This window comes from Streptomyces sp. NPDC037288 (assembly GCF_055603265.1).
On sequence record NZ_JBVJVY010000025.1, the window covers coordinates 25,453 to 39,824 of the forward strand.

Here is a 14,372-nt window from a genome sequence, read left to right on the forward strand (position 1 = left end):
GTCTACTCGCATAGATGACACCGGTGCTGTCATGCTCACGACCGCCCGGAATCTCTGCCGGGCACCGCACCGGGAGACCCCCACATGTCCCGAATACCGCGCCCCCTGGTGACCGCCCTCTCCACCCTCGCCCTCGCCGCCGCGGGCCTCACCGTCACCACCGGCACCGCCCACGCCGCCGGCTGCAGCCAGGACTACCTCCCCCTGCCCGACCCCTCCTGCACGCCCGGGGCCCTCAACCCCGACGTCACCCAGGACACCATCGACTCCACCATCTGCGTCTCCGGCTGGACCGCGACCGTACGGCCGCCCAGCTCCTACACCACCGCGCTGAAGAAGAAGCAGATCGTCGAGTACGGCTACTCCGACACCAACCCCTCGGACTACGAGGAGGACCACTTCGTCCCGCTCGAACTCGGCGGCGCCCCGAGGAGCGAGGAGAACCTCTGGCCCGAGCCGCACTACGGCGACGAGGCCTCCTCGGACAAGGACACCGTCGAGAACAAGCTCAAGAAGGCCGTCTGCGCCGGTGACGTCAGCCTCACCGACGCCCAGAACGCCGTCATGACCGACTGGACGACCGCGCTCTCCAGCCTCGGCCTGAGCTGAGCGGTCACTCAGCGTGGGGGAGGACAGGGCGGCAGGTCCGCCGCGATCCTCTCCCACGCTCCCTTCGGTTCGGCCGGCGACTCCGGGCGGTCCGGGGCCAGGTCGGCCTGTTCGCGCAGGTCCTCGGCGAGGTTGTGGAGGCGGTCGGTGCCGTTGGCGTCCTGGTGGTGCTTCCAGTCCCCGCGGCACAGCGCGCGGTTCGCCCGCACCCGCCAGAACAGGTCCCGTTCGGGGAGCCGCTCACCGCGCAGGAGGTAGCCGACGAGGCCCGTGCCGTCGAGCGGGCAGGCAGGGTCGCGGTCCGGTCGGGCGAGATGCCTGCGGCCGACGTGCTCCACGGCCCGCTCGGTCAGGACGGTCGTGCACTAGCTGTTCTGTCCGGGGAGGTTGTGGACGGTGACAGGGTTCACGGCTGATCGATCTTGAAATGGGTGAGGGCCTTCTGGCCTGGTGTGGATTGCGACATCTGCACCAGCAACAGAAAGGCCCTCGTGCCACACCGTAATGCACCTCTGACCGAGACCGGCCGTCTGCGTCTGGCCCGCTGCGTGGTCGAGGACAACTGGCCACTGCGCCGGGCCGCCGAACGCTTCCAGGTCTCGGCGACTACGGCCCAGCGCTGGGCCGGCCGCTACCGCCGCCTCGGCGAGGCAGGCATGACCGACCGCTCCAGCCGTCCCCGCACCAGCCCGCGCCGCACCCCGACCCGCACCGAGCGGCGGATCATCAAGGTCCGCCTCCTGCGTCGCTGGGGACCAGCCCGCATCGCGGGCCTGCTGCGGCTGGTGCCCTCGACCGTGCATCGCGTGCTGACCCGCTACGGCTTGGCCCGCCTCGCCCACCTGGACCGGGCCACCGGCCGTGCCATACGCCGCTATGAACGCGACAGGCCCGGCGACCTGGTCCACGTCGACATCAAGAAGCTCGGCAACATCCCCGACGGCGGCGGCCACAAAACCCTGGGCCGGCAGGCCGGCCGCAAGACCCGCTCGAACGCCGGCTACAGCTACCTGCACACCGCCGTCGACGACCATTCCCGCCTGGCCTACAGCGAGATCCTCACCGACGAGAAGAAGGAAACCGCCACGGCCTTCTGGACCCGGGCCCAGGCGTTCTTCGACGCCTGCGGGATCACCGTCGAAAGGGTCCTGACCGACAACGGAGCCTGCTACCGCTCCCGAGACTGGAGTGATGCCCTCGCCGTGGCCGGGATCGCCCACAAACGGACCCGGCCCTACCGGCCCCAGACGAACGGCAAGGTCGAACGCTTCAACCGCACCCTGCTGGAGGAGTGGGCATACGCCCGCCCCTACCGCTCAGAGACCGAACGACGCAACGCCTTCCCCAGCTGGCTGCACACCTACAATCACCACCGCGGACACACCGCGCTCGCAGGCAAACCGCCCGCCAGCCGCGTCCCCAACCTCTCAGGGCAATACAACTAGCGCAGGTCCTTGTTACTCGGCGTCGCCCTCGTCCGGGTCGGGGCAGGCGGGATCACGGTACCCCCAGCTCGAAGAGCGCGTACCCGGCGTACGACCCGGAGGCGAGTGCCGCGATGCCGAGCAGGGTGCACTGCACGGGCAGGCTCAGCCGGCGCATCGCCACCGCGGGCGGCAGGAACAGCGGGAAGCAGGGCAGCAGGTACCGGGAGATGTTGGCGACGATCTGCTGACTGCCGAGGACCAGCGCGAGGGTGAGGACGGTGTACACGACCAGCACCGCCGGCGGGCGCAGCCGCGGCAGCAGCGGCAGCAGCGCGCAGGCGAGCAGGATGACGCCGACCGCGATGACGTCCGCGAACGGATACGCGAAGAGATAGTCGAACTTGCCCACTGGTACGGACGTCAGCACGTCCAGGGTCTGCCTGCCGTAGTCGAAGCTGTGCGCCCAGGCGCCCGACTGCAGCCTGAAGTAGCCGGTCAGATCGCCCATGCGGTTGCCGACCCACAGGAGGTAGCCGAACAACCCGAGCGGGGCTAGGGCCGCCGCGAGCAGCGGGCGCAGGGTGTCCTCCTCGCGGCGGCGCAGCGCGAGCAGCGCGGCGACGCCCAGCCCGGCGATCAGTGCGGCGGCCGTGGGCCGGTTCAGGCCCGCCGCGAAACAGAGGACACCGGCGGTCAGCCAGCGGCGGGTCATGACGGCGTAACAGGTCCAGGCGGCCAGGGCCACATAGAGGGAGTCGGAGTAGACGGCCCACTCCACGCCCGAGCCCGGCCACACCGCCCACAGCCCGGCCGCGGCGAACCCGGCCCGCCGCCCGCCGAACCGCTCGGTGACCGCGTAGACGCCGAGGGCGGCGGCGAACGAGGCGAGGATGGACACCAGCAGGCCCGCGCCGTACGAGCCGAGCCCGGTGACGGCCATGACCATCCGCATCAGCGCCGGATACAGCGGGAAGAACGCCGCCGAGTTGCCCTCCAGAGTGATCATTCCGGTGGCGCCGGGGACGTGGACGAGCTTCGGGTCGTAGCCGTGCAGGGCGATCTGCCGGTACCACCAGCCGTCCCAGGTGGCCAGCACGTCCCAGGCGTGTGCCCCGCCACCGAACCGGGGGTCCTTGGTGCGGTAGTCCCCGGCGGAGGACAGCAGGTACATGAAGGAGCAGAAACCGGCCAGCTTCAGCGCACCGAACAGGGCGAGCACGGGGCCGTGCCGGCGGGCGGCGGCCCGCAGCCGGGCGATGGAGGCGGGCCGTGCGGCGGGGGCCGGAGCCCGGGGCAGCGTGCCCGTCATGAGGCGGCCGGCCCGGTCCGGGGGCGGCGGAGGGCCGGCGTCCGCCGCATCCTTGCGATCCCGCGCAGGTCGGCCAGCGCGGTGGCGACGATGTCGACGCTGCTGTCGGGATCGTCGACCCAGTCCACCGGGACCTCGTGGATCCTCAGGCCCGCCCGCTCGGCCAGCACCAGCAGCTCGGTGTCGAAGAACCACTCCCCGTCCCGCACCAGTGGCAGCAGCCGCTCGGCGGCCTCACGGCGCACCGCCTTGAAGCCGCACTGCGCGTCGGAGAAGCCGACGGCGAGCGTGCAGCGCAGCAGCATGTTGTAACAGCGGGAGATGACCTCGCGCTTGGGCCCGCGGACCACCCGCGCCCCCGGCGCGAGCCGGGTACCGATGGCCAGGTCGGAGTGGCCGGATATCAGCGGCGCGACCAGCGGCAGCAGCGCCGCGAGCCCGGTGGACAGGTCCACGTCGAGGTATGCCAGCACGGGCGCCCGCGACCCCGACCAGGCCTCCCTGAGTGCCCGGCCACGGCCCTTGACCGGCAGCCGCAGCGAGACCACCTCGGGCAGTTCCTCGGCGAGCCGGGCGGCGATGTGCGGGGTGCCGTCGGTGCTCGCGTTGTCGGCGATGGTGATCCGGAACGGGTAGGGGAAGGTGTCCCCGAGATGCGCGTGCAGCCGCCGGACGTTCGGCTCCAGGTCCTTCTCCTCGTTGTACACCGGTACGGCCAGGTCCAGGACGGGCTCCCCGGACCGCGTCGGCACCTGCTTCGGCAGCGGGGCGCGCCCGGGCGCGGATGTCATGGCCGGCAGTCGGCCCGTTCGCAGTTTCATCATGTTATTCCCCGTTTGTTGCTGTTCGTCGGGCATGCCGAAGGCACGCGGGGCGGAGGGAAGGTGCGGGTCAGCCGGAGGGGCTGATCACCGACGAGGGGTCGTCCGAGGGCCCGGCCGGTGCGCTCACCGTCGTGGAGACCGGTGGTGTGGTGGTGGCGGTGTCCGGCGCGGTGGGCGTGGCGGGCGGCGGCTCGTGTGTGGCCGTGGCGGAACTCCCGTCCGCACCGGGCGGGCTGGACGTCGTCGAGGTCGGGTCCGGGGGAGCGGAGTCCGTCGCGAACGACGACGGCGGCCCGCTCGGCGGCTCCGACGTGCTCGGGGACGTGGTCGGCGAGATGGCCGGGACGGGTGTCGGGCTGGTCGCCGGCCGGGGGCGGGGGGCGCTGGGCCGGTCGTCGGTGTGGCCGTGCGGCCACAGGAACAGACCGAGGCCGAGCCCGGCCACCGCCAGCACGGAACCGGCCGCCCGGCGCACCGCACGCACCCGGCGCCGCGTCCGCACGCCCGCGCGCAGCGCCTCACGGTGCCGGGGTTCGTAGCACACCGGTTCCGGCGTGCTGTGCATCAGCCGGGCCAGCTGCCGCTCGAAGTGATCCATGTGCTCGGTGTCGTCCAAGTGCTTCACGGGTCCCCCTCACCCCACCTGTTCGATGACGTCGCCCAGCAGCCGGCGCAGCCGGGCCACCCCGCGCGCGGCATGGGACCGGGCGGTGCCCACCGGGCAGCCCAGAATCTCCGCGACCTGCCGGTCGGGCAGGTCCTGGTAGTAGCGCAGGACCACGGAGGCACGCTGCTGCGGGCTCAGCTGCGCGAGCGCCGCCTCCAGCCGGGAGCGCTCGGCGACCGTCGCGGACACGTCGCCGGCCGCCGCCACCTCGGGCAGCTCCTCCACGGGCCGCTCGCCCCACCAGCGCCGCCGGGCCGAGCGGGCCGCGGCGCGCGCCAGCACCTTGCGCACATACGCCTCCGGCGCCTCGTCGGCGACCTTCGGCCAGACGAACCACAGCTTGACCAAGGACTCCTGCAACAGGTCCTCGGCCCGGTGCCGATCCCCTCCGGTGAGCAGACGGGCCAGGTGGAACAACACCGACCAGCGGGCCGCCACGAACGCGTCGTACTCACCGGCCCGAGTCTGCTCCATCCTCACGGTCCCCGTTCTCGCCGGCTGTCTACACCGGGAGAAAGGCCCTGAACCCCCGGGAACGCTGCACTCGGCGAGAGTGATCCGTGTCACGCGCAGCTCTCACACAGGCTCAGACCACCCTCAGCAGCAGCACCGCCCGCTCCGGCACGGTGACCTCCGCGCCCGCCGGGTGGACCGTACCCGGGGCCTGCGACTGGTCCTCCCGTGAGGTGTCCACGACCACCTCGTACCGCTCGGCCCACGGCGGCCCCGGCAGGACGAAGCCCGTCGGGCCGTCGCCCGCGTGCAGGATCGCGAGGAAGCTGTCGTCCGTGACCGGTGCGCCCCGCTCGTCCCGGCCCGGGATGTCCCGGCCGGAGAGGTACATGCCGAGCGTGGCCGCGGGGGCGTACCAGTCGCCCTCGGTCATCTCCGCGCCCCGCGAGGTGAACCAGGCCAGGTCGCGCAGCCCGTCCGCCGAGTGGGCGCGGCCGGAGAAGAAGGCACGGCGGCGCAGCACCGGGTGCCGGTGGCGCAGGGCGATCAGCCGGGAGGTCAGCTCGAACAGGGGCCGCCAGGCCGGGTCGTCCAGCAGGGACCAGTCCAGCCAGCCGATCTCGTTGTCCTGGCAGTAGGCGTTGTTGTTGCCGCGCTGGGTGCGCCCGAGTTCGTCGCCGGCCACCAGCATGGGCACGCCGGTGGACAGCAGCAGCGTGGTGAGGAGGTTGCGCAGCTGACGGCGGCGCAGGGCCCGTACCCGTTCGTCGTCCGTCTCGCCCTCCGCCCCGCAGTTCCAGGAGCGGTTGTCGTCGGTGCCGTCGCGGTTGCCCTCGCCGTTGGCCTCGTTGTGCTTGCGCCCGTACGACACCAGGTCGCGCAGGGTGAACCCGTCGTGCGCGGTGACGAAGTTGACCGAGGCGTACGGGCGGCGGCCGCCCCAGGCGTACAGGTCGCTGGAGCCGGACAGCCGGTAACCCATCTCACGGACGTCCGGCAGGGCGTGCCGCCAGAAGTCCCGGACCGCGTTGCGGTAGCGGTCGTTCCACTCGGTCCACAGGGGAGGGAAGGCGCCCACCTGGTAGCCGCCCGAGCCGATGTCCCAGGGCTCGGCGATCAGCTTCACCCGGCGCAGCACCGGGTCCTGGGCGATGACGGCCAGGAACGGGGAGAGCATGTCGACGTCGTGCATCGAGCGGGCCAGCGCCGCCGCGAGGTCGAAACGGAAGCCGTCCACGCCCATCTCGGTCACCCAGTAGCGCAGCGAGTCGGTGATCAGGCGCAGCACCTGGGGCTGGACGACATGCAGGGTGTTGCCGCAGCCGGTGTAGTCGGCGTACCGGCGGGTGTCGTCCTGCAGGCGGTAGTAGCCGCGGTTGTCGATGCCCTTCAGGGACAGGGTCGGGCCCAGTTCGCCCGCCTCCGCCGTGTGGTTGTAGACCACGTCGAGGATGACCTCGATGCCGGCCGCGTGCAGCGCGCGCACCATCCGCTTGAACTCGCCGACCTGCTGACCCGTCGTACCGGAGGCCGCGTAGGCGGCGTGCGGGGCGAAGTAGCCGATGGAGTTGTAGCCCCAGTAGTTGCGCAGGCCCCGGCGCAGCAGGTGGTCCTCGTGCGCGAACTGGTGCACCGGGAGCAGTTCGACGGCCGTCACGCCCAGTCTCACCAGGTGCGCGATCGCCGCCGGGTGCGCCAGGCCCGCGTAGGTGCCGCGCAGGTCCTCCGGGATGTCCGGGTGCAGCTTCGTGAAGCCGCGCACGTGCAGCTCGTAGATGACGGAGTCGGCCCACGGGGTCTTCGGCCGGCGGTCGTCCTCCCAGTCGTCGTCATCGTCGACGACGACCCCCTTCGGGACGTACGGCGCCGAGTCCCGGTCGTCCCGCACGGTGTCGGCGACGTACTGCTCGGGCCAGTCCCGCACGTGCCCGTACACCTCCGGCGGCAGCCCGAACTCCCCGTCCACGGCCCGCGCGTACGGGTCCAGCAGCAGCTTGGCCGGGTTCCAGCGGGCGCCGGTCCACGGGTCCCAGCGGCCGTCCACCCGGTAGCCGTAGCGCTGACCCGGCATCACGCCCGGGACGAAGCCGTGCCAGATCTCGTGCGTCAGTTCGGTCAGCGCGACCTGGGTCTCCCGCCCCCGCTCGTCGAACAGGCAGACCCGGACCGCCTCGGCCCCGCCCGCCCACAGCGCGAAGTTGGTGCCCGCGACCCCGTCCGGGCCGACCCGGAACCGTGCGCCCAGCGGCGTCGGGGCGCCCGGCCACACCACGGGGGCCGGCACCGCGGCGCGCCGGGCGCCGTTCACCACGGCCGGCTGCTGCCCGGTCCCGGCGGCCGGCTCCCCGGCCGGTGCCCGCTGCTCGGCTGCGCTCGTCACCTGTCGGCCCCTCTTTCAGTGGCTCGCCCCGGGGCGGTGCAACCGGCCGTGCCGAAGAGCCGAGGCTGCCCCGCAGCACCCTCGGCCGCCCGGTACGGCTGCGCCCCGACGGTCGGGGGCGCCCCCTGGATCGCGCTTCGTGGTCCCTTTCAGCCGATCTGATCCAAGAAGGCGCCCCCTCCGGCGCGGGCGCGGTGGCTCCCCAGCGTGTCGTCCTTCCCTCTGTTCTGCCCAGTGCGTGGGTCGCACTCACGTTTCCCCGGAGCGTGCCCGGTCGTTGAGTCCCGCGTGAGGCACGTACAAGGACGCGCGCGGCGCGCGTGGGTCGCGCTGGCCGCCATGGTGACATCGGCGGCACTGCTGGCAGGCTGCTCCCCCGGGGGCTCCGGCCCGCTCGGGCTGGGCGGAGCGCTCGGCAAACCCCCCGCACCCGAGGACGTCATCCATGTCACCCCCGACGACGACAGCAAGGCCGTCCGCCCCGACCAGCGGCTGCGGGTGCGGGTGCCCGCCGGGCGCCTGGAGAAGGTGACCGTCGTGAGATCGCAGGACGCCCAGGACTTCCGGGTTCCCGGGCGCATCAGCGAGGACGGCATGACCTGGCGGCCGGACCAGGACCGGCTGGCGCTCGCCGCCAAGTACACCGTCGACGTGGTGGCGCGGGACGCGGGCGGTCGCCGCTCGGCCCGGCACACCACCTTCACCACCCTTGTCCCCGATGAACGGTTCATCGGCTACGTCACCCCCGAGAACCGCGCCACGGTCGGCACCGGCATGATCGTCTCCCTCAGCTTCAGCCGGGAGATCGCCAACCGTGCCGCCGTCGAACGCGCCGTCCGGGTCAGCGCCCGCCCCGCCGTCGATATCCGCCCGCACTGGTTCGGCAGGAGCCGCCTGGACTTCCGCCCCGAGCAGTACTGGAAACCCGGCACCGAGGTCACCGTCGACCTGAACCTGCGGGACGTCCAGGGAGCGCCCGGCGTCTACGGCTTGCAGGACAAGACCTTCTCCTTCACCGTCGGCCGCAGCCAGGTCTCCAGGGTGGACGCGGAGGAGCACACCATGGAGGTACGCCGGGACGGCCGGCTGCTCGCCACCGTGCCGATCACCGCGGGTGCCCCGACACACCCCACGTACAACGGCAAGATGGTGGTGATGGACATGCTGGAGGTCACCCGCATGAGCAGCCGCACGGTCGGCCTCGGCGCCGAGTACGACATCCCCGACGTCCCGCACGCCATGCGGCTCACCGACTCCGGCACCTTCCTGCACGGCAACTACTGGAACCCGGACGCCCCCGGCGTCGTCAACATCAGCCACGGCTGCGTGGGCCTGAGGGACGTCAAGGGCGGCAGTTCGGACACCCCCGCGGGCTGGTTCTTCGACCGCAGCCTCATCGGTGACGTCGTCGAGGTCGTCAACAGCAAGGACAGGACGGTCGCTCCCGACAACGGCCTCGGCGGCTGGAACATGCCCTGGCAGGAGTGGAAGGCGGGCAGCGCGGTGAAGTGACCGGGTGAGGGGCCGGGGTTCGGGCGGCGGTGACAGGCGCAAGTTGCGACGCAACGGTGACATTCGGCTGACACCCCGCTCAAATCCGGGCGGTTAATATGCGCGCACGAGTGTGGTGGGGCGGGCCTGACCAGGTCCGGCGAGGGGAGAACGCGTTGAACGTGCGGCCTGTATCGGGGGCGTCGGTGGCGGGGCGGCGAGGCCGTAAGGGGCTGGCTCTCATAGCCGGCGCCCTGGTGCTCTCCCTCGCCGCGTGCGGCGGGGGCGGGGACAAGGGCTCGGGCAAGGGCGCCAACGGCGGCACCCGGCAGGCGGGGCAGCAGTCCACCGCCGCCGTCACCATATCGCCGAAGTCCGGTACCACCGGCGTCGATACGAGCGGCGCGCTCAAGGTGGACGTCGCCAAGGGCAAGCTGACCGAGGTCACCGTCAAGGACGCCAAGGGCCGGGCGGTCGGCGGCACCCTCACCGGCGGGGGCGCGTCCTGGACGCCGTCGACCCATCTGGCCGCCTCCACCAAGTACACCGTGCACGCGGTCGCCAAGGACCCCGAGGGCCGCGAGGCCGCCGAGGACTCCTCCTTCACCACCCTGACCCCGAAGAACACCTTCCTCGGTTCCTTCACCCCCGAGGACGGCTCCACCGTCGGCGTCGGCATGCCGTTCTCCGTCAACTTCACCCGGGGCATCACCCACCCCGGCGCGGTCGAGAAGGCCATCAGGATCAAGACCGAGCCGGCCGTCGACGTCGAGGGCCACTGGTTCGGCAACGACCGCCTGGACTTCCGGCCCGAGAAGTACTGGAAGGAAGGCACCAAGGTCACCGTCGACCTCGACCTGGACGGGGTCGAGGGCCGCGACGGCGTCTACGGCAAGCAGCACAGGACCGTCAGGTTCACCATCGGCCGCAACCAGGTCTCCGTCGTGGACGCCAGGAAGCACACGATGAAGGTCACCCAGGACGGCAAGGTCATCAAGACCATCCCGGTCACCACCGGCAAGCCCGGCTACGAGACCTGGAACGGCCAGATGGTCGTCAGCGAGAAGCTCAGCGTGACCCGCATGAACGGCGAGACCGTCGGCTACGGCGGCGAGTACGACATCAAGGACGTCCCGCACGCCATGCGCCTGACCACCTCCGGCACCTTCCTGCACGGCAACTACTGGGGCGGCGACGCCTTCGGCAACTACAACGCCAGCCACGGCTGTGTCGGCCTGCGCGACGTGCGCGGCGGCTACGACGGCTCCGTCCCGGCCGCCTGGATGTTCAACCACTCGCTCGTCGGCGACGTGGTGATCGTGAAGAACTCCCACGACCGCACGGTGGACCCGGCCAACGGGCTCAACGGGTGGAACATGTCGTGGGCGGACTGGACGAAGTAGTCCCCGGACACGCAGGGCCCGGTGCTGTGAGGTACGGCACCGGGCCCGTTGCCGTTAATCCCCGTTAACCTGCCTGCATGACCGTGAATCTCGAAGTCGCCGAAGGCGTCGGAACCCTGCGTCTGGACCGGCCGCCGATGAACGCGCTGGACGTCGCCACCCAGGACCGGCTGAAGGAGCTCGCCGAGGAGGCCACGCGCCGCGACGACGTGCGCGCCGTGGTGATCTACGGCGGCGAGCGGGTGTTCGCGGCGGGCGCGGACATCAAGGAGATGCAGGACATGGACCACACCGCGATGGTCCTGCGCGCCCGCGCCCTGCAGGACTCCTTCACGGCCGTGGCCCGCATCCCCAAGCCCGTCGTCGCCGCCATCACCGGCTACGCCCTCGGCGGCGGCTGCGAACTGGCCCTGTGCGCCGACTACCGCATCGCCGCCGACAACGCCAAGCTCGGCCAGCCCGAGATCCTGCTCGGTCTGATCCCGGGCGCCGGCGGCACCCAGCGGCTGCCCCGGCTGGTCGGCCCGTCCAGGGCCAAGGACCTCATCTTCACGGGCCGCCAGGTCAAGGCCGACGAGGCCCTGGCGATCGGCCTGGTGGACCGGGTCGTCCCCGCCGCCGAGGTGTACGAACAGGCGCACGCCTGGGCCGCCAGGCTCGCGCAGGGCCCGGCGATCGCCCTGCGCGCGGCGAAGGAGTCGGTGGACACCGGCCTGGAGACCGACATCGACACCGGCCTCGCCGTCGAACGCAACTGGTTCGCGGGCCTGTTCGCCACCGAGGACCGCGAGCGCGGCATGCGCAGCTTCGTGGAGGAGGGGCCGGGCAAGGCGAAGTTCCTGTGAACTCCGCCGACCTTCAGCGGTGTGAACTTCCCCGTAACTCCTGTGCCGCCCCTTGTAATTGACGCCTCGTCTCATCCGGGTCCCTCGATGGGGCGGTTTATGGGAGCCTTAAGGCAGCCTTAAGACTGCTCGGTCGAGGGAGCTTGTCGCTTGCCCGGGAGTGAGTCGTCTTCGCAGGTCAGTCGGGCTGTACTGGCGAGAAACATGCCGTCGGCATATGTCGGTCGACGGGCGGAGAGCGGGGGCGCACGGGGGGCGTATTCCTCTGGAACGGCCCCCAAGACGGCTCTGGGCCGCCATGATGGGGGCATGGCGGGGCTGGAGGGCATCGAACAGCCGCGGGGACACAGCCGTGCGGCGGCAGCACGCTGGTCGCCCGCGGTCGAGGACGAACAGGCGCTCAAGGCGCTCGAACTGTTCGGCAACCCGACGGAGGCGGAAGTACCGCTGCCGTCCCGCCCGGAGTCCGCGGCCACCGCCCGCAGGCTCGCCCAGGTCGTCATCCTGCGCACCTGGCGGCTGACCCCCAAGCTGGCGGAGGACGCCGTCCTGCTCGTGTCGGAACTGGTCGGCAACGCCGTACGGCACACCGGGGCCCGGGTGTTCGGCCTGCGGATGCGACGGCGCACCGGCTGGATCCGCATCGAGGTCCGCGATCCCTCGCGCGGCCTGCCCTGTCTGATGCCGGTCCAGGAACTGGACGTCAGCGGCCGTGGACTGTTCCTCGTGGACAAGCTCTCCGACCGCTGGGGCGTGGACCTGCTGCCGCGCGGCAAGACGACCTGGTTCGAGATGCGGGTCGCCGACCGCTAGCGCAGGCGGAAATCGCCGGCCGATAGCACCGATCAGGCGACGGCGGCCCGAAGACGACCCGAAATCGTCCCTCTTTCGGGCCAATCGGAGGTTTTCTTACCTGTCGCCCCTTAAATGGTGCGGGTGACCACCACCAACCGACGCGAGGTGCTGCGCGCGGGCGCCGGGCTCGTCGCCGGCGGCGCGCTCGCCGCCGGTTGCGGTGCGGGCCAGGCCGCCCCGTCCCCCACCCCGACCGCCGCGTCCCCTCCCGCGTCCCCGTCCGCCGCCCGGCCCGCGGCCAGCGCCAAGGCGGCCCCCGCCCCGCGCGCCTACCCCGGGCAGCCCGCCCAGATCACCCACGGCCCGCGCACCCGCCCCCAGGTGGCCCTCACCTTCCACGGCCAGGGCGACCCCGGCATCGCCCACTCCCTGCTCGGCACGGCCGAGCGGTACGGCGCCCGGCTCACCGTGCTCGCCGTCGGCACCTGGCTGGACGAACACCCCGACGTCGCCCGCCGGATCCTCGACGGCGGTCACGACCTCGGCAACCACACCCAGCGGCACATCGCCGTCAACGCCTTGGCCGAGGCGGACGCCCGCAAGGAGATCACCGACTGCGCGGACCGGCTGAAGCGGCTCACCGGTTCCGTTGGCACCTGGTTCCGCCCGTCCCGCTCGCCGACCGCCTCCCCGCTGGTCGCCCGGCTCGCCCGCGCGGCCGGCTACCCCCATGTGCTGTCGTACGACGTCGACTCGCTCGACTACACCCGCCCCGGCGCCGCCGCTGTCACCCGGAACGTTCTCGCCGAAGTGCGCAGCGGGTCGGTGGTCAGCCTGCACTTCGGGTACCCGGACACGGTCGCCGCCCTGCCCGACCTCCTCCACGAACTCGGCCGCCGCGACCTGCGCGCGGTCACCACCACGGAGCTGCTGAGCTGATGCGAACCATGAAAGCCGCCCGCCTGCTGGCCGCCGGTGCCGCCCTCACCGCCCTGACGCTGTTGTCCGCGTGCGATTCCGGCTCCTCGCAGCACGCGAACGAGGCCATCGGCAGCAAGGCCCCGGTCCAGCCCCGGGTGAACCAGCCGCGGGTGAACGTGCTCCCCGGGATGCCGCCGGTCGAGGACCCCAAGGACCTCTACTCCGCCGACCGCCCGGGCCGGCTCTCGCCGGTCGTCAGGGACTTCCCGTCCCGCGTGTACGTCCCCAACACCCAGTCCGACACCGTCACCGTCATCGACCCGAAGACCTACAAGGTCATCGACACGATCCCGGTCGGCCGGCAGCCCCAGCACGTCGTACCGTCCTGGGACCTGAAGACCCTGTGGGTCAACAACGACCTCGGCAACAGCCTCACCCCGATCGACCCGAGGACCGGCAGGGCCGGAAAGCCCGTCGACGTGCACGACCCGTACAACCTCTACTTCACGCCCGACGGCAAGTACGCCGTCGTCATGGCCTCCATGGACCGGCAGCTGGTCTTCCGCGACGCCCACACCATGAAGACCGTCAAGGCCGTGCCGGTCAGCTGCTACGGCGTCAACCACGCCGACTTCTCCCCGGACGGGCGCTACTTCATCGTCTCCTGCGAGTTCAGCGGCGAGGTCCTCAAGGTCGACACCGCGCGGATGAAGGTCGTCGAGCAGGAGAAGCTGCCGTTCCACGGAGCGATGCCGCAGGACGTCAAGATCTCCCCGGACGGCAAGCTGTTCTACATCGCCGACATGATGGCCAACGGCCTGTGGATCCTCGACGGCGACAAGTTCACCCGGCCCCGCTTCCTCTACACCGGCAAGGGCGCCCACGGGCTCTACGTCAGCCGCGACTCCCGCGAGATGTACGTCTCCAACCGCGGCGAGGGCACCATCTCCGTCTACGACTTCACCCGGAAGCGGCTCACCGGGAAGTGGCACCTGCCCGGCGGCGGCAGCCCCGACATGGGCGGCGTCTCCGCCGACGGCAAGATCCTGTGGCTGTCCGGCCGCTACGACTCCGAGGTGTACGCCATCGACACCCGCACCGGCAGGGAACTGGCCCGGATCAGGGTCGGCAGCGGCCCGCACGGCCTCGCGGTCTACCCGCAGCCGGGCCGCTACTCGCTGGGGCACACCGGCATCTTCCGCTGAACCGGGGTCAGTCGGACACGCCGCCTTTCGGGTGATGGTCCAT

12 protein-coding genes and 2 pseudogenes are annotated in these 14,372 nt (G+C 71.6%); 8 read left to right on the forward strand and 6 right to left on the reverse strand.

What is annotated here, in order from left to right; all coding sequences use genetic code 11:
• The first annotated feature begins 84 nt into the window (after positions 1-84).
• Entirely contained in the window at positions 85-609 is a 525-nt protein-coding gene (locus tag ACZ7GZ_RS25890; protein WP_471027727.1) for a hypothetical protein, read from the forward strand.
• Positions 610-617: 8 nt separating this feature from the next.
• Here ACZ7GZ_RS25890 and ACZ7GZ_RS25895 read toward each other — a convergent pair.
• Positions 618-920, reverse strand: a pseudogene (locus tag ACZ7GZ_RS25895) (twin-arginine translocation pathway signal protein); the annotation flags it as partial.
• Between the two features lie 180 nt (positions 921-1,100).
• Here ACZ7GZ_RS25895 and ACZ7GZ_RS25900 point away from each other — a divergent pair.
• Positions 1,101-2,054 (forward strand): IS481 family transposase, encoded by a 954-nt coding sequence (locus tag ACZ7GZ_RS25900; protein ID WP_471027728.1) that lies wholly within the window; start codon positions 1,101-1,103, stop codon positions 2,052-2,054.
• Positions 2,055-2,106: 52 nt separating this feature from the next.
• Here ACZ7GZ_RS25900 and ACZ7GZ_RS25905 read toward each other — a convergent pair whose 3' ends face one another.
• The 5 genes and pseudogenes from ACZ7GZ_RS25905 to glgX form a co-directional block, all read right to left on the reverse strand.
• Positions 2,107-3,345 (reverse strand): hypothetical protein, encoded by a 1,239-nt coding sequence (locus ACZ7GZ_RS25905; protein WP_471027729.1) that lies wholly within the window; start codon positions 3,343-3,345, stop codon positions 2,107-2,109.
• A 29-nt stretch (positions 3,346-3,374) separates the two neighbouring features.
• A pseudogene (locus tag ACZ7GZ_RS25910) lies at positions 3,375-4,136 on the reverse strand (dolichyl-phosphate beta-glucosyltransferase); the annotation flags it as partial.
• 100 nt (positions 4,137-4,236) lie between these two features.
• Entirely contained in the window at positions 4,237-4,794 is a 558-nt protein-coding gene (locus ACZ7GZ_RS25915; RefSeq protein ID WP_471027730.1) for a hypothetical protein, read from the reverse strand.
• A gap of 9 nt (positions 4,795-4,803) precedes the next feature.
• The gene (locus ACZ7GZ_RS25920; protein WP_471027731.1) at positions 4,804-5,310 is read right to left on the reverse strand and encodes a SigE family RNA polymerase sigma factor; all 507 of its coding nucleotides are present in this window, start codon (positions 5,308-5,310) and stop codon (positions 4,804-4,806) included.
• Between the two features lie 112 nt (positions 5,311-5,422).
• The gene (glgX, locus tag ACZ7GZ_RS25925) at positions 5,423-7,669 is read right to left on the reverse strand and encodes a glycogen debranching protein GlgX (protein ID WP_471027732.1); all 2,247 of its coding nucleotides are present in this window, start codon (positions 7,667-7,669) and stop codon (positions 5,423-5,425) included.
• Between the two features lie 288 nt (positions 7,670-7,957).
• Between glgX and ACZ7GZ_RS25930 the strand changes: the two genes are divergently transcribed.
• The 6 genes from ACZ7GZ_RS25930 to ACZ7GZ_RS25955 all read left to right on the forward strand — a co-directional run bounded on the left by ACZ7GZ_RS25930 (position 7,958) and on the right by ACZ7GZ_RS25955 (position 14,329).
• Complete coding sequence (locus tag ACZ7GZ_RS25930; RefSeq protein WP_471027733.1) at positions 7,958-9,181, forward strand: L,D-transpeptidase; 1,224 nt, start codon at positions 7,958-7,960, stop codon at positions 9,179-9,181.
• Between the two features lie 155 nt (positions 9,182-9,336).
• On the forward strand, positions 9,337-10,563 hold the full coding sequence (locus ACZ7GZ_RS25935; protein WP_471027735.1) for a L,D-transpeptidase: 1,227 nt from the start codon (positions 9,337-9,339) through the stop codon (positions 10,561-10,563).
• Between the two features lie 77 nt (positions 10,564-10,640).
• Entirely contained in the window at positions 10,641-11,408 is a 768-nt protein-coding gene (locus ACZ7GZ_RS25940; RefSeq protein WP_471027737.1) for an enoyl-CoA hydratase/isomerase family protein, read from the forward strand.
• A gap of 309 nt (positions 11,409-11,717) precedes the next feature.
• The gene (locus ACZ7GZ_RS25945) at positions 11,718-12,221 is read left to right on the forward strand and encodes an ATP-binding protein (protein ID WP_471027738.1); all 504 of its coding nucleotides are present in this window, start codon (positions 11,718-11,720) and stop codon (positions 12,219-12,221) included.
• Between the two features lie 114 nt (positions 12,222-12,335).
• Entirely contained in the window at positions 12,336-13,142 is an 807-nt protein-coding gene (locus tag ACZ7GZ_RS25950; RefSeq protein WP_471027740.1) for a polysaccharide deacetylase family protein, read from the forward strand.
• Positions 13,142-14,329, forward strand: a complete 1,188-nt coding sequence (locus ACZ7GZ_RS25955; RefSeq protein ID WP_471027741.1) for a YVTN family beta-propeller repeat protein — start codon at positions 13,142-13,144, stop codon at positions 14,327-14,329. Before ACZ7GZ_RS25950 ends, ACZ7GZ_RS25955 begins: the two co-directional genes overlap by 1 nt.
• Positions 14,330-14,372: the final 43 nt, after the last annotated feature.